The 21,446-nt window shown below is 49.2% G+C and carries 20 protein-coding genes; 8 read left to right on the forward strand and 12 right to left on the reverse strand.

Going from position 1 to position 21,446, the window contains the following annotated elements:
* Positions 1 to 6 precede the first annotated feature (6 nt).
* From ACJJIZ_RS05370 to gbpA, 4 genes are all read left to right on the forward strand, one after another.
* Entirely contained in the window at positions 7 to 2,250 is a 2,244-nt protein-coding gene (locus ACJJIZ_RS05370; protein ID WP_444915453.1) for a heavy metal translocating P-type ATPase, read from the forward strand.
* The gene (locus ACJJIZ_RS05375; RefSeq protein ID WP_444915454.1) at positions 2,251 to 2,619 is read left to right on the forward strand and encodes a cupredoxin domain-containing protein; all 369 of its coding nucleotides are present in this window, start codon (positions 2,251 to 2,253) and stop codon (positions 2,617 to 2,619) included.
* A gap of 155 nt (positions 2,620 to 2,774) precedes the next feature.
* Positions 2,775 to 3,602 (forward strand): DUF417 family protein, encoded by an 828-nt coding sequence (locus ACJJIZ_RS05380; RefSeq protein WP_444915455.1) that lies wholly within the window; start codon positions 2,775 to 2,777, stop codon positions 3,600 to 3,602.
* 784 nt (positions 3,603 to 4,386) lie between these two features.
* The gene (gene gbpA / locus ACJJIZ_RS05385; protein ID WP_444915456.1) at positions 4,387 to 6,036 is read left to right on the forward strand and encodes an N-acetylglucosamine-binding protein GbpA; all 1,650 of its coding nucleotides are present in this window, start codon (positions 4,387 to 4,389) and stop codon (positions 6,034 to 6,036) included.
* 89 nt (positions 6,037 to 6,125) lie between these two features.
* Here gbpA and ACJJIZ_RS05390 read toward each other — a convergent pair whose 3' ends face one another.
* Positions 6,126 to 6,737 carry a TetR/AcrR family transcriptional regulator gene (locus ACJJIZ_RS05390; RefSeq protein WP_444915457.1) on the reverse strand — a complete coding sequence of 204 codons (612 nt, stop codon included), beginning with the start codon at positions 6,735 to 6,737 and terminating at the stop codon, positions 6,126 to 6,128.
* 134 nt (positions 6,738 to 6,871) lie between these two features.
* Here ACJJIZ_RS05390 and ACJJIZ_RS05395 point away from each other — a divergent pair, with 134 nt between their 5' ends.
* From ACJJIZ_RS05395 to ACJJIZ_RS05405, 3 genes are all read left to right on the forward strand, one after another.
* Complete coding sequence (locus ACJJIZ_RS05395) at positions 6,872 to 7,930, forward strand: MBL fold metallo-hydrolase (RefSeq protein WP_444915458.1); 1,059 nt, start codon at positions 6,872 to 6,874, stop codon at positions 7,928 to 7,930.
* Positions 7,914 to 8,837: an SDR family NAD(P)-dependent oxidoreductase gene (locus ACJJIZ_RS05400; RefSeq protein ID WP_444915459.1), complete on the forward strand. Its 924-nt coding sequence runs from the start codon at positions 7,914 to 7,916 to the stop codon at positions 8,835 to 8,837. The genes ACJJIZ_RS05395 and ACJJIZ_RS05400 overlap by 17 nt, the downstream gene beginning before the upstream one ends.
* Positions 8,838 to 9,080: 243 nt before the next feature.
* Complete coding sequence (locus ACJJIZ_RS05405; RefSeq protein ID WP_444915460.1) at positions 9,081 to 9,374, forward strand: hypothetical protein; 294 nt, start codon at positions 9,081 to 9,083, stop codon at positions 9,372 to 9,374.
* Positions 9,375 to 9,499: 125 nt separating this feature from the next.
* Here the strand turns inward: ACJJIZ_RS05405 and ACJJIZ_RS05410 are convergent, their stop codons facing one another.
* From ACJJIZ_RS05410 to ACJJIZ_RS05445, 8 genes are all read right to left on the reverse strand, one after another.
* Positions 9,500 to 9,937 carry a hypothetical protein gene (locus ACJJIZ_RS05410; protein WP_444915461.1) on the reverse strand — a complete coding sequence of 146 codons (438 nt, stop codon included), beginning with the start codon at positions 9,935 to 9,937 and terminating at the stop codon, positions 9,500 to 9,502.
* Between the two features lie 29 nt (positions 9,938 to 9,966).
* The gene (locus tag ACJJIZ_RS05415; protein ID WP_444915462.1) at positions 9,967 to 11,238 is read right to left on the reverse strand and encodes an alpha/beta hydrolase; all 1,272 of its coding nucleotides are present in this window, start codon (positions 11,236 to 11,238) and stop codon (positions 9,967 to 9,969) included.
* A gap of 145 nt (positions 11,239 to 11,383) precedes the next feature.
* Positions 11,384 to 12,130, reverse strand: coding sequence for a copper resistance protein B (locus ACJJIZ_RS05420; protein ID WP_444915463.1), 747 nt, complete (start codon positions 12,128 to 12,130; stop codon positions 11,384 to 11,386).
* Positions 12,123 to 13,913 carry a copper resistance system multicopper oxidase gene (locus tag ACJJIZ_RS05425; RefSeq protein ID WP_444915464.1) on the reverse strand — a complete coding sequence of 597 codons (1,791 nt, stop codon included), beginning with the start codon at positions 13,911 to 13,913 and terminating at the stop codon, positions 12,123 to 12,125. The genes ACJJIZ_RS05420 and ACJJIZ_RS05425 overlap by 8 nt, the downstream gene beginning before the upstream one ends.
* A gap of 11 nt (positions 13,914 to 13,924) precedes the next feature.
* Positions 13,925 to 14,413, reverse strand: coding sequence for a DUF411 domain-containing protein (locus ACJJIZ_RS05430; protein ID WP_444915465.1), 489 nt, complete (start codon positions 14,411 to 14,413; stop codon positions 13,925 to 13,927).
* A gap of 108 nt (positions 14,414 to 14,521) precedes the next feature.
* A complete protein-coding gene (locus ACJJIZ_RS05435; protein ID WP_444915466.1) occupies positions 14,522 to 14,869 on the reverse strand; it encodes a hypothetical protein in 348 nt (115 codons plus the stop codon).
* A gap of 82 nt (positions 14,870 to 14,951) precedes the next feature.
* Positions 14,952 to 15,749 carry an oxygen-binding di-iron domain-containing protein gene (locus ACJJIZ_RS05440; RefSeq protein WP_108734605.1) on the reverse strand — a complete coding sequence of 266 codons (798 nt, stop codon included), beginning with the start codon at positions 15,747 to 15,749 and terminating at the stop codon, positions 14,952 to 14,954.
* A gap of 13 nt (positions 15,750 to 15,762) precedes the next feature.
* The gene (locus tag ACJJIZ_RS05445; protein WP_444915467.1) at positions 15,763 to 16,206 is read right to left on the reverse strand and encodes a pseudoazurin; all 444 of its coding nucleotides are present in this window, start codon (positions 16,204 to 16,206) and stop codon (positions 15,763 to 15,765) included.
* 261 nt (positions 16,207 to 16,467) lie between these two features.
* Between ACJJIZ_RS05445 and radA the strand changes: the two genes are divergently transcribed.
* Complete coding sequence (radA, locus tag ACJJIZ_RS05450; protein ID WP_444896030.1) at positions 16,468 to 17,862, forward strand: DNA repair protein RadA; 1,395 nt, start codon at positions 16,468 to 16,470, stop codon at positions 17,860 to 17,862.
* A gap of 82 nt (positions 17,863 to 17,944) precedes the next feature.
* Here radA and ACJJIZ_RS05455 read toward each other — a convergent pair whose 3' ends face one another.
* The 3 genes from ACJJIZ_RS05455 to ACJJIZ_RS05465 form a co-directional block, all read right to left on the reverse strand.
* A complete protein-coding gene (locus ACJJIZ_RS05455) occupies positions 17,945 to 19,051 on the reverse strand; it encodes a YHYH protein (protein ID WP_444915468.1) in 1,107 nt (368 codons plus the stop codon).
* 52 nt (positions 19,052 to 19,103) lie between these two features.
* Positions 19,104 to 19,358 (reverse strand): hypothetical protein, encoded by a 255-nt coding sequence (locus ACJJIZ_RS05460; RefSeq protein ID WP_413663408.1) that lies wholly within the window; start codon positions 19,356 to 19,358, stop codon positions 19,104 to 19,106.
* Between the two features lie 396 nt (positions 19,359 to 19,754).
* Positions 19,755 to 20,813: an AraC family transcriptional regulator gene (locus ACJJIZ_RS05465; RefSeq protein WP_413663407.1), complete on the reverse strand. Its 1,059-nt coding sequence runs from the start codon at positions 20,811 to 20,813 to the stop codon at positions 19,755 to 19,757.
* Between the last annotated feature and the right edge of the window lie 633 nt (positions 20,814 to 21,446).

Here is a 21,446-nt window from a genome sequence, read left to right on the forward strand (position 1 = left end):
AGCAAGATGACGAAGGAGCAACAATCTGCGCCAACGGTGTTCCGTTTGAGTGGAGTCAATTGTGCCGGTTGTATCAACAAAATTGAGACTGCGGTTAAGGCCGTAGCCGGGGTGACTGATGCCCGGGTAAACCTGTCCGATAAAATCCTGTCGGTATACGGCCCGGCGGAGGCTGAATCCTGTATCGAAGCCGTCCGAGGCGCGGGCTACGGCGCTGAACTCCTGCGAAGTAGTGAACGAGAGCAGCGCGCGGAACAGCGGGAGCAGACACAGCGGCACTACCGCCAGCAGTTGTGGCGCTCGGCATTTGCTCTGGGCGTGGGCGTGCCAATGATGGCTTGGGGGCTGATCACTGACAAGGTATCGGTGAATACCCCTGCGGAGCAGCTGGCCTGGGGTGCTATGGGGCTGATTACCCTGGCAGTGCTGGTCTTCTGTGGCGGTAACTTCTTCAGCGGTGCCTGGAAGGCACTGCGCCACCACAATGCCACTATGGATACGCTGGTGGCCCTGGGCACGGGAACGGCCTGGCTCTTCTCCATGCTTGTAGTATTGGTCCCCCATCTCTTACCGGAAGCGGCACGACATGTGTATTTTGAGGCCAGTGCCATGATTATTGGCCTGATCAGCCTCGGCCAGGCACTGGAAATTCGGGCTCGCGGGCGCACCAGTGCCGCAGTGGAGAAGCTGTTGGAGCTCCAGGATACATCCGCGCGGGTATTGAGAGACGGCCGAGAGGTGGATCTGCCTATCGAGCAGGTGCAGCAGGGAGACCAGCTGCGCGTCCGCCCCGGCGAGAAAATTCCGGTGGATGGTACTGTGCTTGAAGGGCGCAGCCTGGTAGATGAATCCATGCTCACCGGGGAACCAGTGCCGGTGAAAAAGGCGGAGGGTGACAGCCTCGCCGCCGGCACCCTGAATAAAAATGGCAGCCTGTTGTTTCGCGCAGATAAAGTGGGTTCCGACACCCGCCTCGCGCAGATTATCGAGATGGTAAAGAATGCCCAGAGCTCCCGGGTACCTATCGCGCGCTTGGCGGACAAGATTTCCGGCATCTTTGTGCCAGTGGTGATGATTATTTCCCTGGTGGCCGCACTGGTTTGGTTCAACTTGGGCCCCGATCCTCGGGTTGCCCATATGTTAGTAGTACTGACTTCGGTGCTGATTATCGCCTGTCCTTGTGCCTTGGGTTTGGCGACTCCCATGTCGGTTATGGTGGGGGTCGGCAAAGGTGCCGAGTACGGTGTATTGGTGCGCAACGGCAAGGCCCTGCAACAATCCTGCACTCTGGATGTCCTGGTTGTGGATAAAACCGGGACTCTCACCGAGGGTTCTCCGCGTCTGACAGATATCGATAGTGATGGCGACAGTGATGAACTGCTGCGTTTAGTGGCGAGCCTGGAGCAGGGCTCAGAGCACCCCTTGGCTGAAGCCATAGTGACGGCAGCTCACGATAAAAACCTTGAATTGCAGTCTCCAGCCAACTTTGAAGCCATCACAGCTCACGGTGTGAGTGGTGATATCGGTGGCAGTCGCGTGCTGTTGGGGAATACCAAGTTAATGCAAAAGGAGGCTGTTTCCCTGGATGCCTGGAGTGAGCGGGCAGCCAAATTGGCCGAGGTGGGGCGCACGGTGATGTACGCCGCCGTGGACGGCAAGTTGCGGGGGATTATTGCTGTAGCCGATCCGATTCGCGCTGATGCGCAAGCTGCAATCGAGCGACTGAACAAACTGGGTTTACGCATTGAAATGCTTACCGGGGACAATCACGGCAGTGCCGAAGCGGTTGCCCGGCAGCTGGGTATCGATCGAGTTCACGCAGAGCTATTGCCGGAAGATAAAGAGGGGATAGTCGCTGAATTGCAAAAAAAAGGCGAGCGAGTGGGTATGGTGGGTGACGGGATTAACGATGCCCCGGCCCTGGCGCGGGCCGATGTGGGCTTTGCGATAGGTGCCGGTACCGACGTTGCTATTGAGAGCGCCGATGTCACCCTGATGCGTTCCTCCCTGCACGGGGTTGCCAATGCCGTGGAGTTGTCCCGGGCCACTTTGCACAATATCAAGCAAAACCTGTTTGGAGCTTTTATTTATAACACTCTGGGTATTCCCATCGCCGCCGGTGTCCTCTACCCGATTACAGGTATGTTACTGAGCCCCATTGTTGCCGGTGGTGCTATGGCGCTTTCCTCCCTGACGGTGGTCAGTAATGCCAACCGCCTGCGCTTCTTTAAACCATCGGAGACTCGCTAAATGGCTGAAGTTCTCGTAAATATCGTCGGTGTGCTGATGATTCTGGCTGTTATCTGGTGGTTTTGGTTGGGGCCAAAAAGAAGTGCCAGTAAGGCGACACCGAGTACGGATAATTTACAGATTCTGGTTAAGGGTGGAGTTTACGAACCGGATCTTATCCGCCTGCCCGCCGGTCGCACAGCGACTTTGCATTTTCACCGGGAGGACCCAAGTCCCTGCTCCGAGTGGGTATTGTTTCCAGACTTGGAAGTCAGCGCTCAGCTTGCCCTGAACCAGGACACCTTGGTGGAAATACCAAAAGCCGAGCCGGGCGAATACCCGTTCAACTGCCAGATGCAAATGTATCGGGGCACATTGATACTGGAGTAACAGTAAATGTGATTCTCTTTGGGGGTGTAATAATTCCCCGGGCCAAGACGACATAGATTTAACCAATACCCCAGAGCCGCCTTTCACCTGTATGGAGAGAGGGGCTCTGGTCAGGCTGGTGACTAAGCTCTAATTTGTTAAGAGGTCGTCAACAAATGTCATTTCTTCTTCGAAAACTTCCCTTCGCCCTGGTGGCCATCGCCTTTGCGCTTATTGCGGCGGCGCTTTTTTCCGGCCAATGGGGTGGTATCAAGCGCGTATTTGAATTTTACGGTGTCACTAATGAGGAGGTGCTTTCCTCTATACGTTTACTGACTGCCATTATTTTTTCAGTCGCCGCTATTTTGGGGGCGCTCGTCCTTCGCTTTGAGCGGGTTGTTAAGCCCCTGGCAATCCTTCTGATTTTAATATCGCTAGTGCCCCTACTGAGTCTTCTTGGCAGCGGCCATTGGATCGACTCCCTGGGCGGCTTTCCGGCAATTGGCTCAGGACAGGGGATAATTAAGTACTTTGCCCTGTTAACCTTGGGTATTACCTGGTTGTATCGGGATTCGTTGAGTCCACTAAAGCTGATATGGCTCAATTATTTCCCTGTCGGCTTGGTATTACTCTGGATTGGTGGGATGAAATTCACAGCGCTTGAGGCTGAGGGGATTGAAGGTCTGGTAAGCACTTCGCCACTGATGTCGTGGTTATACAGTGTATTTAGCGTGCAGGTGGCCTCAAATCTTATCGGTATATATGACTTGATTGCGCTGGCTATCCTCGCCTTGGGTATTTATATCCGGCAGCTGTTTTGGCCGGGACTATTGCTTTGTGCCGCAGTATTTATAACAACCCAGACCTTCCTCTACTCCTACCCAGGCAGTTGGGTAGCTCCCTGGCAACTTAGTTCCAGCGGTATTTTTATTATTAAAGACCTGTGGTTTATCGCAAACCTAATATTAATCCTGGGCTTTAGAAACTCCATGATTAAATCTTAAAGCTGATGGGGTCAAAGAGTTGCTCTGAGGCCCCAAAATATCGGTTTTGATTCATTGGGGATACTATTTGTAAGTTATCGAAAGGTAGCATTTTCTGTGGACTCAGAGATATCTGGTCGGCATGAATTCAGTAAAGTGAAAGCTTTAAAAAACTAATATTTTTAATTGTCATTGGAAAACCCTCTGCCCGATTAGTTATAGAAGAAGTATTGGCCGTTGTTTTCTAGGTTTTTTCTATTTCAATTTTGTCGTGGGTGCACCGTGTTTTTTTGCCGGTAAGCGATAGGTGGAGTTAGTTAGGGTTTCATATTGATTTCTGGGAGGATTTAAGTGTGAAATTCATAGTTCTTCCATATTTTGTTTTTATATTTTTATAAGCGGTATATTCGGATTTATACCTGGCTGCCCTTGCTGGAATAAAATACCACTAAATGTCGCTTTTATTGATTTTATGTTGCAGTAATTGCCCGAAATTGTGGTCTTATTTTTTGTTTTGGGTCGTCATTTTTCTATTTTTTAAGAAATTATTTTGTCATTATTTATGTTTTTATTTTTGTGCTTATATGGAACTTTTAATGGGATGGTATTTATTAAAAATTAGACTTATCTTTCGGTGACACGCTAAAAGTTGTTTGTTTAAATTATAAAAATAATAGGAACCGTGCCAATTAGTGGTGGTCCATAACTCTGTCGCTAGCGTTGCAGGATTTACATCCTCTAAAAGTAAAAATTTGTGTTCAGCTGGGGAAGGAAGTTGAGCGCAAAGTAATAAATGGGCAGAGATATGATTCTACGTAAGAAAAAATTAGCATCCGTATTTAAACAACCGATAGTCAATCGCACATTAATGGCAGTGGTATTAGCCGGTGCCAGTTCTAATGCTTTCAGTCATGGTTATGTTGAGGCCGCTGACGGTGGTGTAGCTTCTGCGCGTGGTACCCTGTGTAAATACGCATTAGATACCGGTGAAATGAACTTGAATTGCGGTGCAGTTCAGTGGGAACCACAGAGTATTGAAGGTCCTGAAGGCTTTCCCGATAGCGGCCCTGCCGATGGGCAAATTGCCAGTGGAGGAAGCAGTGCCTGGTCTGAGCTTAATGAACAGACATCTGATCGCTGGGTAAAAAATTATATTAGCTCCGGTTGGCAAACCTTCAAATGGTACTTCACCGCCAACCATGTAACTCGTGATTGGAAATACTATATTACTAAAGAAGATTGGAATCCGAATTCAGTCTTGACTCGCGATCAATTTGATCTCGACCCATTCTGTGAGATAGATGGCAATTATGAACAGCCAGATGTAAATACAACTCATGAGTGTCAGGTGCCGGATCGCGAGGGCTATCATGTAATTCTGGCTGTTTGGGATGTAGGTGATACGGTTAACGCTTTCTACAATGTTATCGATGTAGAGTTCGATGGCGATAATGTCACTAATACCGAGTGGAGCGCTGCGGGTACCATCAATCCGACGCAGGACTTGAATGTTGGCGATAAAGTATATACCCGCGTATTTGATGGCTCAGGTGAAAACTCATCTTACAGCACTGTTTTGGAAATTGCCTCCGAAGAGCAGGGCATCGCTGAAAACTGGTCACATGATTTGGCTGAGTTGATTAATGTAGAGCAGACCGATATCCGCGCCGGTGATTTCGATGGTGATAATAGTTTTGAGCCTCTGTACGGTATCAACCGCATTTATCTAAAAGATGGCAGTGGCCTGGAAAATGTCGAGATCGGTTACGAGTTGAGCGAAGAAGAGCCCAACTATGAAGTAACGGTAAGTGGTCTTGAAAGTGAATACACAATTACAGGCGGTGCTATTTCTCTAGACTTGGCTCTCAGTGCTACGGGAGATGTCAGCGTTGAGGTTACAGTGGTAAATCATGGCGGTGATACTCTATCAAGCTATAGCAATAACATTGATGATGGTGATACTGCCAGTACTAGCTTGACTCTCTCAGAGACTGTAGCAGGGCACCACATGGTTGTAGTGGTGGTAAAAGATCGCGATGGCAACATGGTTGATCAAAATACCCTGAACTTCTATCTGGTTGAAGATACCTCAGATGATGACTCCTCTAATGGGGATGATGACTCCTCGAACGGCGACGACGACGCTTCTAATGGTGACGACGATAGCTCCAACGGCGATGACGACACCTCTAATGATGACGACGATACTTCAAACGGAGACGATGATAGCTCCAATGACGATGACCAATCCTCGAGTGATCAGGATTATGATTATGTCTTCCCTAGAGGCCATAGAAACTATGCTGCGGGCACCAAAGTCCTGGGCCGTGATGGTAATGTCTACGAGTGTAAGGACTCTGCTTACTCCCACTACTGTAAGGAAGTGAGAAGAGGTGCAAAACAGTTCGAGCCGGGTGTTGGCGGGAACTGGGAGATACTCTGGGAAAGACTGTAATTTGTTCCCGATAAGATAAAAAAGGCCCCTTTTGGGGCCTTTTTTATAGGTAAATTAGTAGGTGAAAAATGGCCTTTTAGGGCAGAGGTTCAAGCTTGGTAATAACTTAAAAACATCGCAGCGGTGCGCTCGGCCAGTGCCTCTTGCTCGGCGGAGCTCGGTGGGCCAGAGAGTTGAAGTAACTGAGGCCAGTAGCAACCGCCCTTAATCAGGTTGTGAATCTGCCCACTGGCGACCTCTATGTCGAGAGACTTTAGTCGCCCATCAGCTACGGCAGATTTGATCCAGCGCTGCACCCCGGTTTCATGGGCCTTATATTTTTCCATTTCCTTCTGTAGTGCTTCCGGCTGGTGGAAGAAGTAGTCGAAGGCCATGCGGTTAAGCTCAATATACTGCGGGTTGCAGATCGTTTTTATTTCCTGCTCTAACAGTGTGTGGAGTTGTGATTGCATATCACTATCCGGGTTGTAGTCACAACCGGAGGGCTGGGTGGCCTGCTGCCAGAGTTCACCGATCAAATGCATCACCAGGGCTTCTTTACTGGAGAAGTGGTTGTACACGGTGCGTTTTGATACCTGTGCTCGGGCTGCCAGCTCGTCCATACTCGTGCCCTGCACTCCCAGCTCCTGAAAAGCCTGCTTGGCGGCATCAATAATAGCTTGGCGTTTCAGCTCACTTCTGGTTGGTTTCTTTTCAGTCATGGGTATCTCTGTGAAATCTGGGCCGGGGGATTCCATTGCCGGCAAGTTACTTCTTACGCAAATTTTACACTATATAGTTTACTTTCATATAGTTAGTTTATACACTGCACTGTATAGTTTACATGGTAAGTGAAATGAAGAAGCGCTGGTGGATTCTGGCAGGAGTGATTGTTATGTCGGTAGGTCTCTTTGGTAGCTGTACAAATCAACCCGAGAAGTTCCGCAACAGTGATACGGACTACAAAGTCAGTAGTGGCGGTATAGTTGAGATGATCGGCGCCTACATTAAGGCGGATCGCGCAGCCCCCGCACCGGTGAAGCCTATTCCATTGCGACAGATTCCCGCTGCGGAGCTGGCTGCCCCAGTCGCTGAGAGTGCCGTATATCGCCTCGGGCACTCCACAGTACTGATTCGAATGGATGATCAGTATGTTTTGACAGATCCGGTATTTAGCAAGCGGGCATCCCCGGTTCAGTGGATGGGCCCGAAGCGCTTTCATCCATTGCCCATAGAGATTCGAGACTTGCCTTCGATTAAAGCGGTCGTTATCAGCCATGACCACTACGATCATTTGGACAAAAATAGTATTCGCGCACTCAAGGATAAAGTAGAGCAATTTATCGTTCCTACCGGGGTGGGAAGTCGTTTGCGTAACTGGGGAATTCCGGCCGAAAAAATTGAGGAGTTGGCCTGGTGGGAATCGTTTGCCCTGGGCAGTTTGCACTTTACCGCGACCCCGGCTCAACATTTTTCCGGGCGTGGACTAACGGATAAAGACTCAACATTGTGGGCCAGCTGGGTAATTGAAGGGCGCGAGGGCCGTATATTCTTTAGCGGTGACAGTGGCTATTTTAGTGGCTTTCGTGAAATTGGTGAGCGATTTGGTCCGTTCGACCTGACACTGATGGAAACGGGTGCTTATAACAAGCTTTGGAGTTCGGTTCATATGATGCCCGAAGAGAGTGTACAGGCACATCTCGATCTCAGAGGGCGAGCAATGTTACCTATCCACAATAGTACTTTTGATCTTGCTCTGCATGACTGGTTTGAACCATTCGAGCGTGTAGAAATTGCTGCGGAAAATCGGGCTGTAAAGCTGTTAATACCGGTGATAGGTGCACCGGTAAAGTTGAGAAATCCATTGCCAACCAAATCCTGGTGGCGGGAACTTTTAGTTGAAAAAACTAAATAAGTTATCGCTTAAGTTGTGGCTAGGTAAATATAAGTTATACATCTTTTGTTCGTTTAAATTTTTTCCAATATTTAAATATTTAAGTGGCTGTACTATGAAGTCAAAAACTGTATTAATCACAGGTGCCTCTTCAGGGATTGGGGAGGCGTTTGCTTATGAGTGTGCGAATAAGGGAACTCATTTGGTTCTCGTTGCTAGATCTCAAGCGGGCTTGGCAGAAGTCAGCAAGAAAATTAAAGAGAAATATCAGGTCCAAGTGTCCTTAATTGCTATGGATTTAAGCGTAGAGGGGGCTGCACAGAAATTATTTCAGAAAACGAAAGATAAAGGACTTGATGTAGATATTCTTATTAATAATGCTGGATTTGGGAAATGGGGCAATTTTGAGGATTTTGACCTTCGAACCTATAAAAGGATGCTGCAACTCAATATTAGTACATTGACAGAGCTTTGTTACCTATACCTTGATGGTATGAAAAGTAAAAGATCTGGAGGAATTATAAATGTCGCCTCAGGTGCGGCCTTAATGCCAGTGCCCTATGCAGGCGTATATTCTGCATCCAAAAGTTATGTCTTGAATTTTTCAGAGGCTTTATATAACGAATTGGAAGGTACAGGTATCACAGTAACTTGTTTATGTCCTAGTGGAACTAAGACAAACTTTGCGGCAGTGGCAAATAATGATGTAAGTGTTGATGAAAAACAGTATGAAAGTGCGGAGCATGTAGCCAAAGTAGGGTTACATGGATTTCTTGCCAACAGAAGCTATGTGCTTTCAGGGAAGCAAAAGGTATTACTTAGTATCTTGCCTCGAATCTTAAGTCGCGCTAAGTTATTAAAATTATCTGGGAATGTATTTAAAAAGATAGTGGATAATAAAAAAACAGAGATAGTTAAAGGCCGTTAAGTGATTTCCTGGAAGTACTTTGAGGATAGCCTAGATTGTTTATGCCAGGGCTGTCTTTTGAGAGATTTATATTAGAATAGATTTTTATAGGTTTTGTGATTTATCTTGATTTCCTTACTTTTTCTTTTAAAAATAAGTAGGCTGCCAACCCCAGTTGTCACACTATTAAACCCAGGTTCTCTTTCTTTTAGATCAGTCTTCGTTGGAAGTAGTGGTTGATGTCCATCTCTCAGGCTCAATTATATGCAGAAAACGGGTAAAAGTATCTTTTGGCCTTTTCAGGCCTCTCGAAGAGAGTGTACAGCGCATCTGGAACTTGGTGGGGGAGCAGTACTGCCTATCAACAATAGTACTTTTGATCTTGCCCTACACGATTGGTATGAACCCCTGGAGCGCGCACAGGCGGCAGCCAAAGATCAGGGTGTCACTTTGGTAACGCCTATCATTGGAGAGGCTGTTCGCCTGCAATCTCCCAAAGCAACAAAGGCTTGGTGGAAAGATGAGATGGCTACGGATTTACGCCTGGTGAGTGAGTAGAGAGGTTCTGTGAAATTGCTATTAGTAGCTGTGTGCCAGATAGGTGTTGGTATATTTTCTGTAGGCGAGCTGGAGGTAAATGCCAGCTCGTTTTTTAGTTTTCCACCTTACTAAGTGCCCTTGGCCTAAGGTTCTGAAGAGCAATTATCGTCCTCTGTGATCATATGTAAAAGATAACCTGTACTCCTAACAGATATACGTCCTTCTCTAACGCAGCTTGGAAATCCGTAATTAAAAGCAGCAGTGATTACTGTGTCAGGGGTTCCAGTTGCATCACTATAATAGCTGGTAGATAAAGTGAAGCTTCCGGGAGCTATTCCTTTGAAGTTGTCTATAACGTCTTTTGGTATTTCAATTGGTGTGTTATTTAGGGCAAAAACAAGGTTTTTGACGGTTTTTGTAGTATTCGAAAACTCAGGTTTTAAATATACATCAAGTCTAAGAGTCCCGATTTCTGTCCGGAGAGTTTTGTAATAACTTATCCTGTCCCACCATCTTGGATTTTCCTGTGAGGTGAATGCCAACGGGGAAAAGAAAATTAGTGTGATAACTATATTTTTCATTTTTTGTAAATACAATTTTTAATTGTATGCTAATTGAGCTTGAGTTCTGCTAGTTGCCGATTTATCGCCGCCGTTTTACTTTTATCCTGATTGCGAGAAATTTCTAGAGCTTTCTTCAAAACATCAGAAGCCTCTGAAATTTCATCATTCTGTTGTAACGCCTGGGCCAAACTTTGGTGGGCATCAATAGAGTTTGGCCGATATTCCACCCATCGCCTTGCAACACTGATAGCTTCTTGGATGCGACCATCCTTTAGTAACAAACTGGTGATATAGCTTAATTTGTTAACATTTCTCCAACGTGTAGCCCTGGGTAAAATAGGAAAGCCATATTTCTGTGAGAGTGATTGGTAGAAATGATCGATATTTTGTAAGGCGTCACCAGGCTGGGATATCAATTCTCGATAATTTGCGGACCATTCTTCGTGGGGATAATTAAGCTCGATAGCCGATAACGCGGCTTTTATAAAGGCACCGTAATGGTTTTCATTGTTAATAATTTCTATTTTTAATTTGAGGTTCTCTTTTGCGTAAGGAGAAAGTTTGGTGTTAATTTGACTTAAGATTTTTTCATAGCGCTTATCTTTACGCATATCACTGTCAGCCATCGCGAAATAAAAAGCATTGATCTTGTTTGATGAGGTCTGCATGCTTGTGGTTATTTCATTAATAAAAGTACTTTCTGAAGTGGGCCCCATACCAAATATGTCAGCTGCAGATAAAAAGAAGTAAGACTGAAACAATCCAGGTATGTTAGTTAGGGCGTAGAGAGGAAAGATACTGCTAGTTGAGACACCAATAATCATTCTATTGTTGAGTGCGCGGTAATTGCTTTCTAAATATGGGAATAGTTCTTCAGTTAGAAAATTACTATAGGTCTCAGGGTTTCCCAGGGCGCTAAATTTCTCCTCAGTGGTATGCTTCCACATTCTATGTAGGTAGGTTTCCGGTTCATCACCGCCATCATTAAGGCTGATTACAATACTTTCCGGCATACGTTCTACGTTACTTAGATGCTTTACTACCCCGGTTAAGGCGTGGAAAAATTCTTTGCCGTGAGTGCCATTAATAAAGATAACCGGGTATCTATGCTGCTTTGATGCTTGATGGAACGTTTGCGGTAAATATATGTTGATTGGTATTTCACGACTCAAGATTCTGGATGAGAAAAGAATTTCATCACCATAACTCAGGTGTTTGGTCGTGCTAACAGAAGAGTGGCTCTGTGGGCTTTCAGGTTCTGCTGATAGTCCCACACACAGTAAAGAAACTGCGATTAACAGTATTCGGGGAAAAATCATATCACCGGCATCCTTGCTGAATTTAAATTTTTTTAAAAAGGCGATTAAGATCTATTAGATGCTATGACAGATTGAGGGGGTGGTAAAGTTGGTTACAGCTGATGCGAAGTGGTACAACTTGTATAGATATAAAAGTTGGATTTTTTCAAAACCAAGCTCTAAACCCCAGTACCCATACGGTTGAGTCCACATCCTCACCTTCTTCACGGGCGAAATCAGCGGCATTGCCCACTTCCCGTTCATAGTGGACGCCAATATAGGGTGAGAATTTCCTGGTGACTTCATACATGAGCCGAAAGCCGACTTCCGCTTCCGATAAGCCGGAGCCGCTACCTCGGGCCTCATCGTTCTGCCCAAAAAAGTTCAGCTCGATACGTGGGACCAGGTTCCAGTCCTGTGCCAACTTTATTTCATACTCGCCTTCCAGGCGAAATGCAGTACTGCCATGTTCTCCATAGAAAAATACTGCATCCATTTCGAATTTGTAGGGAGACTCTCCAGTAATACCCACAGCAGCCCAATTCCGGCTGGTAGTCTCCAGATTAAAATCGTGGCGAATTCCAATTAGGAAATTCCAATTTGCCGAAATTGCCCGGCTATAGAGCGCCCAGAGTTCATTTTTTTCGATTTCCCCACTGCTTCGCTCGTAGTCAACTTCGGCAACAAACTTATTTTGCTCTCCTCCATAGCTGAAGTCTCCCTCGATTTCCCCGCCGTTATCACCTCGTAGTTCCACATAGTCGAGGCTGACTTCAGCCATGGGTTCTTCTTCGTTATCCTCGCCAGAGGACTGGTAGCTATGGTGCTGATGCTGAGAGTCTGCCTGCCCATAGCCGGTCTGGGCAGCAAGTATCCATAGTGTTACTGCTATCCATGAAATATTCTTAAACAATGCGCACCTCCCGATACATACCGGGCCTCTGGTAAAGCATTTGACTGTGCAGAGCCCAGCGGCCATAGGTGTCGGCGCTGACCAAGTAACTGATGCTTGATCCGGGTTGTGCGATCACCGTGTGCTTGCGAGGTAAATACTCTCCGTCGCCGGTTTCCAGCTCACTCCAAAAACCGTGTAAGTGCATGGGCTGTGGAAGCGTGGTGTCATTGACCAGGGTAATACGCAGGCGCTCCTGGTGCCGAAATAATAATGGGCTGGCATCGCGAAATTTTTCACCATTTATTGACCAGAGATAGCGCTCATAATTGCCGGTCAGGTGTAACTGTAATTCCCGCTGTGGCTCCCGTTCATCCTGGGTGGGTTCACTGCTGCGCAAGTCACTGTAAGTTAGTACACGGCGGTTATAGCGATGTTTATGGTTTCTGAGTCCTACACCGGGATCAGAGATGCCGTTTACTGGCGTCAGCGCGCGGTGATCCACCCTGAATCCGGATTCACTTCGCTGGTGAATAATAGGGCTATTACTACCGAGCCCCGCTGCAGCGAGGTTCCCGTAAAACCATCCCCCCTCAGTTGCATCGGGCAAATTGGAATGTTTTTCGGTGTGAGCAGTTTGGGTTGTTTTAAAGTGTGTGTCTGTCTCTTCGGTTTTTCTCCCTAGTCCCAGATCTTGCCGGGTGAGCACTGGGCGGTGATCCATCGCGGGAATCTCTGCGCTCAGACGTATATCACTTGTCAGTGTGCCTCGCGCATAGCCACTGCGGTCCATGGACTGCGCAAATATACTGTAGGCCTGTTCACTCTCTGGCTCGACAATTACGTCATAGGTTTCGCCGCTGCCAATACGAATTTCATCGACGCTAATGGGCTCGACATTTTGTCCATCGGCCGCCACCACCTTCATTTTCAGGCCGGGGATACGCAGGTCGAATAAGGTCATCGAAGCTGCGTTAATTAATCGCAGGCGAACCCTCTCACCAGGTTTAAATAATGCAGTCCAATTGGTATCGGGTGTATGCCCGTTAATCAGGTAGGTGTAAGTCTCGCCTGTGACCTGGGAGATACTGCGGTCGGAAAGCTGTTTCCAGTTCCATTGATGCCGGTCCCGCCAGGTTTGTGCGACACCTTTTGTGCGCACCTCACGCCATAAATCTGTAGCCGTGCGCTGTTGCCGGTTGTAGTAGTCTGGGTCTTTTTTTAGATGGGTATAAATAGTTTGGGGAGATTCATCGCTCCAATCGGATAGGACAACAACATAATCCCGCTCGTAAGAAAATGGTTCTGGAGATATCGGATCAATGACTATTGCCCCAATTAGCCCCCGCTGTTGTTGAAACCCGGATTGGCTGTGATACCAATAAGTACCACTTTGGCGCACAGGGAATCGGTAGCGAAATGTTTGCCCGGGTTGAATGCCGTTAAAGCTCAACCCCGGTTCGCCGTCCATATCGCTGGGTACCCTAACACCGTGCCAGTGTAGGGAGGATTTGTCGGGTAATTGGTTGTGGACATTCAGGGTGACGGTTTCCCCTTCCCGCCAGCGCAAAATGGGGCCCGGTAGACTGCCATTAATGGTAAGGGCTTGTCGTTCGCGCCCGGTAAGATTTACCTGGCGGTAACTGATGGATAAATCAAAGTGATTACCGCGCAGGGTTGTTGCCGAAGCTGTAGGCGAGTTTGGGCGCGAACTGTGGGATAACCCCAGCAGCAGGGCTCCCGCTCCGAGACCTGTGACGAAAGTACGCCTCGATACGGCGTCGGTGCGGAAGCTCTCTGTCATCGATGTCCCTTCTAAAACTGCTCCTGTGCCGTATTGATTTCGGCGTAAATTTCGCTGCTGCCGTCTTTGTTAAGCAGCATTACCTGATAGGGCGTAAAACGGTCGCCCACTTCCATACCGGGGCTGCCCAGGGGCATACCTGGCACTGCGAGGCCAATGGCATCTTGCGGTGGATTCTGCAAGAAACGCTGTATCAGCTTTGCAGGTACATGCCCTTCAAAAACATAGCCCTGTTCTGACACTGTGGTGTGGCAGGATTGGTAGCGCGGAGAGATATGGTGCTGCTTTTTCACGCCGTTAAGGTCTTCGACATCCTTTGCTACGATGTCAAAGCCACTTTGTTGGGCATGCTCAACCCAAATTTTGCAGCAGCCGCAAGTGGCGGATTTGTAAGTGGTCAGGCTCACAGATTCCTTTTTGGGGTCTGAAGATTCGGCACAGGCATTTAATGCCAGGGTTGTGAGTAGCGCCGCAATAGCGACCAAAATTGAACGGTTCATATGAACTCCGATGATGAGATTTAGGGCGCACACAGGCGTGCGAGCATTTATAAAAAATATTTGGAGTAAAACTGGGGAGTGCGCGTATGCCTAGGCATACGGGGCCCGTTAAGTGCGGAATATGGGTGGGCGCAGTGCCATTTCCGGATCTGGAGAGGAATTAAATTCCCGGTAGGCAGTTACAAGTAGATTGCGGTTGTATACAAGGATTTTATATTGAGTGTTTACCGCAGAACTGGTGCCAGGCCCTGCACAGCAGCTGCACTCAGCAGTACAACTGGAGGGGTGGCTGTCGCTGCAGTTCTCAAGGGTTGCTTCGTCGCAGTGGGCTTTTTCTTCTGCAGCGATGGATGCCGCTGGGGATTCGTGTGTTTCCGCACAGGATGACGCAACTGCCTGGCCGCCGAAGGCCAGCAGTAGTATGAGCAAAAATAGGCGCAAGATCCCGGTGTGCATGGCGGTATTCAAAAAACAAGCCAGCCCGCAGTGTATGGGCTGGCCTCTGCCGGTGCAACTTTCCCGCTTGCGGGATGGCGGGTTAAGAGCGGCCCAGGGGTAGGCGGAAGTCCTGGTGTCGCAACAGGTCCGGCCCACATTCGAGGCGCTCGAGCCAGCCCAGGAAGCGCTCTTTGACATCGCCTGAGGCAAAGTAACCGCCGTGCTGGGGCACAATCATTGCGGGGTTGAGTTCCCGAATCATTTTGGCCCAGAGACGACAGGTCCAGTTCCCGCCCATATAGCGGCGGTGGAACCCTTCCATCGACGGCAGGTGCTCGTCGAAATCTTTGACTTCGCCCTCCTCACCACCGAGTGAGGCACCGATATCGCCGGAAAATAATATGCGGCTGACCGGATCATAAAAACTGAAGTTGCCACAGGAGTGCATAAAGTGTGCTGGCAGCGCCCAGATCTCGCTGTCGCTGAAGGGGATAATTTCTCCCTTGTCGTCCAGAGGCATGATGCGTTCCTGCCAGCGTTCAGCACCGGCACGCGAGGCGACAAAGCCGGAAACCAGGTGTGGCAAAAACCGCGACCACAGCTTCGACACTGCCACCTTACAGCGCGAATGCAGCATCCAGCGCGGCAGCGAGGCGATAATATCCGGATCCTGGTGAGAGGCCAGGATCAGGTCCAGTTCGCTCAGGTTCAAATGGCGGCTGAGCTCAATGGTGAGGTGTGTGTAAGTCAGATCGCCGCCGGGATCGATAAGCGCCCCTTTGGTGCCGCGGCGAATAACAAATTGATTGGCCTGTACCCCATCGCTGCCATTCTGCTCTTTAACCAAATCGCCGAACCGCGCAACCAGGTGGTGACCTTTTTCAAATAGGATGTCCACGCCGCGACTCCTCTTATTGGACTTGGCCGAGGTATTGAGTGAGCCTCTCCTTGTTTATGGCGATGGTGGCATTCATGCCTTCGGCATGCTTCTTGGCTTCTTCCAAGTTGGTTGCCTTACCTACCTGAATTACCCCAACCATACCCAGCGGCAGATGTGGGTCGCACTGGTATACGTAGACACCTTCCTGGTTCAAAGTGACAGTCACCTTTTCTCCCATGCTGCCATTCCAGGTAGCGCCCTCGGCAGGGGACAAAACTGAGTGAGTGTTGTGGGCCGCATCAGTGGGCAGGAAGGTGACAGAATCGCCCGGTGCTACTGCGAGAAATGCCGGTTCAAAAGTCATCATGCCGTCCTTGCCCTGGTTCAGCATCTTAACTTCGTGATCCGCAGCCAGGGCGGAGGTCGAGGCCATGGCGAGCGCCAGAATCGCGCCGCGAAGAGTAATAGACGACATACTTACTTCCTGTTCGATGGTTAGTCAGTGTTGTTCAGCGCCTCCCCATTAGTGGGTAGAGGCAGCGGCGGATGTTATCTCGGAGGGGGCTGGGTGAATTGATCTAGATCAATCGCGTAGATAGACCAATTAGAAGGAGAAGATGCCAATAGAAGGGATCCGTGTAGGAGAGTCATTTTAGACTGCTGAGCACCACCCGCCTCGGCCGGATAAGGGGTAAACTGTGCGCCGATCAATTCTGTGACTTTTCGGGAGAGTGCTTTGGCCACAAAACGTAAAACTGCCTACGTGTGTAATGAATGCGGCGCTGACTACACCAAATGGGCAGGGCAGTGTAGTGCTTGTGGCACTTGGAATAGCCTATCGGAAGTACGCCTGGGACCGGATCACAAAGACAGTCGCGCCGCGAATTTTACCGATGCACAAAGTGGTTACGCCGGTTCCGCTGGTGCTGGCAAAGTACAAAAACTATCGGAAATCGACCTCAGTGAATTGCCGCGTATTCCCACTACGGCCTCGGAACTGGATCGAGTGCTAGGCGGCGGACTGGTGCCGGGCTCCGTTGTATTGATCGGCGGCCATCCCGGTGCCGGGAAATCTACTGTTTTACTCCAGACCCTGTGCCATCTCGCCACATCAATGCCGGCGCTTTATATCACCGGTGAGGAATCTCTCCAGCAGGTTGCTATGCGCGCTAAGCGCTTGGGTCTGCCCACGGATTCCCTGCAATTGCTCAGCGAAACCGATGTGGAGCGTATTTGCCTGGCGGCCAAGGAAGTGAATCCTCGGGTAATGGTAGTGGACTCGATCCAGGTGATGCACATGAGCGATGTGCAATCGGCACCCGGCTCTGTGGCACAGGTGCGCGAGAGTGCGGCCTACCTGACCCGCTTTGCCAAACAGACTGGCACGGCGCTGATTCTGGTGGGGCATGTCACCAAAGATGGCAGTCTCGCGGGCCCCAAGGTGCTGGAACATATTATCGACTGCTCCATTCTCCTCGAAGGCACCCACGACTCCCGCTTCCGCACATTGCGGGCCCATAAAAATCGCTTTGGGGCCGTTAATGAACTCGGCGTGTTTGCCATGACAGAGCAGGGCCTGAAAGAGGTATCCAATCCCTCAGCCATTTTCCTGCAAAGGGCCGAGGAGATCGCTGCCGGTTCTGTGGTGACTTCGGTGTGGGAGGGCACCCGGCCACTGTTAGTAGAGTTGCAGGCCCTGGTGGACGATAGCAGTCTTGGCAACCCCCGCCGGGTAGCGGTGGGCCTCGACCAGAACCGCTTGAACATGCTGCTCGCTGTGTTGCATCGCCACGGTGGGGTCTTGGTGGGGGACCAGGATGTTTTTATCAATGTGGTTGGTGGGGTAAAGGTGATGGAAACCAGCGCCGACCTGACACTCTTATTGGCGGTAGTCTCCAGTTTCCGCAACCGTGTCCTGCCCCGGGATCTGGTGGTATTCGGGGAAGTGGGGCTGTCAGGCGAGATTCGCCCAGTGCCTTCGGGCCAAGAGCGTTTGCGCGAGGCCGCCAAACACGGTTTCCGCAAAGCCATTGTGCCTGCAGCCAACCGTCTTAAAAACGATATCGAGGGAATGGAAATGCACTCGGTCAAAACCCTGGCGGAAGCGCTGGCGGTAATTGATATGAGCTGACACTCCAGTTGGCGACAGCTGTTTTGACAGGGGAATACCTTGCGTATTCCCCTGGAGAAGTGAGTTTTCAGAGCCTCCTGCGCTAGGGGCGCCTAGTTGCTCCTTTGCGCTGGTTGTTACCGGGGCCCCGACGAAAATCCTCTGACGGAGTGCCCTTGTAACAGCGCGGGATAATGGGCCAGTCCTCTGTTAGAAAATAGGCATAGGTGCCCTTGGGGAATTCCGGGGTGCGAACCATTCTGCCGTTGCACTCATCCAATGTGCCGGAGCCAGCCACATAGTGGTAATCATCCACAAAGGTACCATCGTAGTAGCCACCGGGTTCTTTACTGCCCTTGGGGCGTTTCCCGGATTTCACCTGATAACTTGAAGTCATTGCCGCAATCCCGGATTTCGGTTCCCAACCATCGGCATAGGCGTACAGGGCATAAATGGGGAATCCATCGGCAGCCCAGCCAATCAGTGGCGAATGCCTTTCCTTAGATACCCCCAGGCGCTGTAATAAACCGGTGGGAATTCCGTGATAGTGATAGGCACCATTGGGCTGAACATGGGCGTAGTTATCGTCTACACCCAGTTGAATCGCACCGGATAGGGCTTCGTAGCGCCAGCGTCCCCGATTGCCCAGGTACCATTCCGCAGCGCTGGGGTCGAAAGGCACTCCGTTCAGTCCGATACCAAAATTCTGCAACGGAACCGGTGTAGATTGGGCGGCAATTTGGGGAATAGCCGGAACTCGGAAACGGTAGCGCTGCACCTCGATTTCATGGGGATTGCCGCGATTGGGGAAGGTACCAGTCTTATGCTCGGAAATACCGTTGGCCTCAATAACGCGCCAGGGTCCCTGGATACTGATACTCACTTCACTAAAGGTAATCGGCGCTTCGGTAGCAGGGACAGTGTGCTGCAGACCATCGGATTGCACTACTGTGTGTTTGCGAGCGGTGTGGCGCCCACCAGTGGCGCCCCCTCCTGTAGAGCGCGCAGTCGGTTTGCGCTCGGGAACACAAGCTAGGCCATGTGATTGGGGGTGGTTGCGGCAGCGACCACTGACTCGGCCATTGGGCAGTTCCATTGAGCAGCTGGCGCCACTGGACAGGTTTCGACAAGCCTCCAGGGCGCTATCGGGTACGTGAGCCAGCGAGAGAGGCGCAATATTGCAAAGCCCCACAAATAACCACTTCTTCATAATGACATCTCAAGATTTACAGTACCGCTGGCCGGTTGCGATTTATTGGGAGTTACTGTTCTTCATCTTCCATGGGGCGAGGGCCGCCTTTGCCCTTGCCGCCGGCAGGTACACAGACCAGCTGCTCAATCTGCGGGGGCATACGGCAGGTGCCCTCCAATGTGCCTCTGGGTGTCTCGACAGTGCAGGCGTCTCCTTCAGCCAAGCTGCTGCAGGCATCAATCGCTTCCTGCGGAGGCTGGCGCGGCTGTGCAGATACATTTGTGGCCAGTAAGAGGGCTGCTACTGGGATAAATATTTTCTTCATCGTGTTCTCCTGTCGTAGGCACTTTGAGGGGAGTCCCTGGAGCCTCAACTTTGCTCATTGGGTTTTGACAGAGGTTATTGCTGTCGCCCGAAACTATAGACTCGGGAAATGGCGATTACCGCTCAGCGAAGGGCTGGCTTCTCGAATTGGCCTGGGACTGCCATCGAAAATAGTCGAGGAATGAGTAAGTAATGTGGATAACTTGTAAAGAAGTGTGGGGCTGGAGAGCTCACTTTACGACTAATGATCCAGAGATCTGACAGGCTCTAATTGATCAGTGGTGGAGGTGGGAATTAGGGGATGAGTAAGTAGGAAAGGCTGGGTATTTAATCAGTCGTGACACAAGCAAAAATCTGGCTTGTGTCACGACTGATTCTGTATTTTTCTGAAGGGGCTTTAACTTTCAGTTTCCAGTGCAGCTTTCGCCGCAGCTTCACTCAACAACCTGCGGCGAACTTTCATTGGAGTGGTACCAAACCAGCGGTCGCAGGCCCGGTTAAATGAGCTCTGCTCCCGATACCCCAGCATATTGGAAATCTGGGCCATAGGTGGCAACTTTCTACTGAGGTAATGTTCTGCGCGTTCGCGGCGAATACGGTCGAGAATATCCTCAAACACCAATTCCCGATCTCGCAACCTGCGCTGCAGAGTGCGCTTGTGCATCCCCAGCTGATTGGCGACTTCCTGCAAACTGCAGCGCTTTAGCGGCATCAGGCAATAGATCAGCTGTTCTACTTGGTGAATCAGGTTTGACTCACCTTGTTCCAGTACTTTGTCGATATAAGACTTTAACAGAGGCCTTAAAACCGGGTTGCACTTCTCGGTCGGTTGGGCCAACTGGCCGCTACTTAGAATCAAGGTGTCGCTATTTTGTGAAAACTGTACATTTGTACCAAAAAAGTTTTCATATTGGTCGTGGAGCGGCTGTTTGGACTTTAAATGAACCGCCTCCAGATTGAACTTTTCACCACATAATATTTGTAGTGCGACAACAGAAACCCCAAGGAGAAATTCCCGGAATAGCTCGAGAGGCAATGGAGAGTCCGAAGGTATATAACTTTCTAAATCATTTAAACAATGAAAAGTTATAAACGTTTGGAGCCCTTTAACTTCCAATTCAACTCGCAGGTTATAAGGAGGGGCGGCAAATTGCTTTACGGCAGCATTGAGGAATTCCCCGAGGGTCAACGACTGCAATACTGCTGCTCCAAGAGAACTGAGGGCGGCAGCCCCCTGGCTTTTTGCCAGTCTCAGTCCGAAATCCGCGCAATTGAGTTGTCGTGCGGCCTTTTCAACAAGGTCAGTCACTTTACTCAACGGGAGATACCCCTCGAGTTTTTCAACTTGCTCGGGGTTAATACCGGCGCTATTAAGCAGTGTTTCCGGGCAGCCATTTAGCTGGGATACTTGGTCATAAAAGCCGGTTAACAGCTTAGCTCTTATTTGTTGGGTCAATTTCTTCCAAATCCTTCCAAGAACCCAGCCTGATTTAATTATTAGGCGTGCCGGGTCGCAACTTCTATTTGAGCGGAAATATTCAACTGATAGGCGCGCCCGATAATTTTAGGAATCTACAAATAAATGCAAATTCCAGGATTACACATTCCTGGGCATTGTCTGACGGATTTGCAAAACCGTCATATTGGCGAATGCCTGTTTTATTTCGAATTCCTGATATGTATTGTGCGCTATGGATAACTGTTACTGCACTAACTACCACAAAGTGCACACGACTCATCCTGAGAAAATAATATATGAGATTAAAACAAGGCAGCCGAAACTGGCGCAATTCGCCAATCAGTCTCCGCTAAGTATTATTTCAAGGCCTATATTACTTGTTTTTTTTTGTGGATTCGAAGGGCTTTTGGCTTTTGCTCATAATTAAAATGTCACCTAATGAAAAAAAATACCAATTAAAGTTAATACATTGAAACTTTATTCCCTTATGACAGTAAAAAAATTTTTTTGTTTTATGGTGACTCCATATCTGGGAATAATAATTTTTTCTTAATTTATCCACTTTTTTACCCCTGCCTAAAGCTATCTTGAATGACTGGTGATTTCAGGAACGCTTTAACACTTTTTGGG

It is taken from the genome of Microbulbifer maximicatervae (SeqCode) (assembly GCF_052467225.1).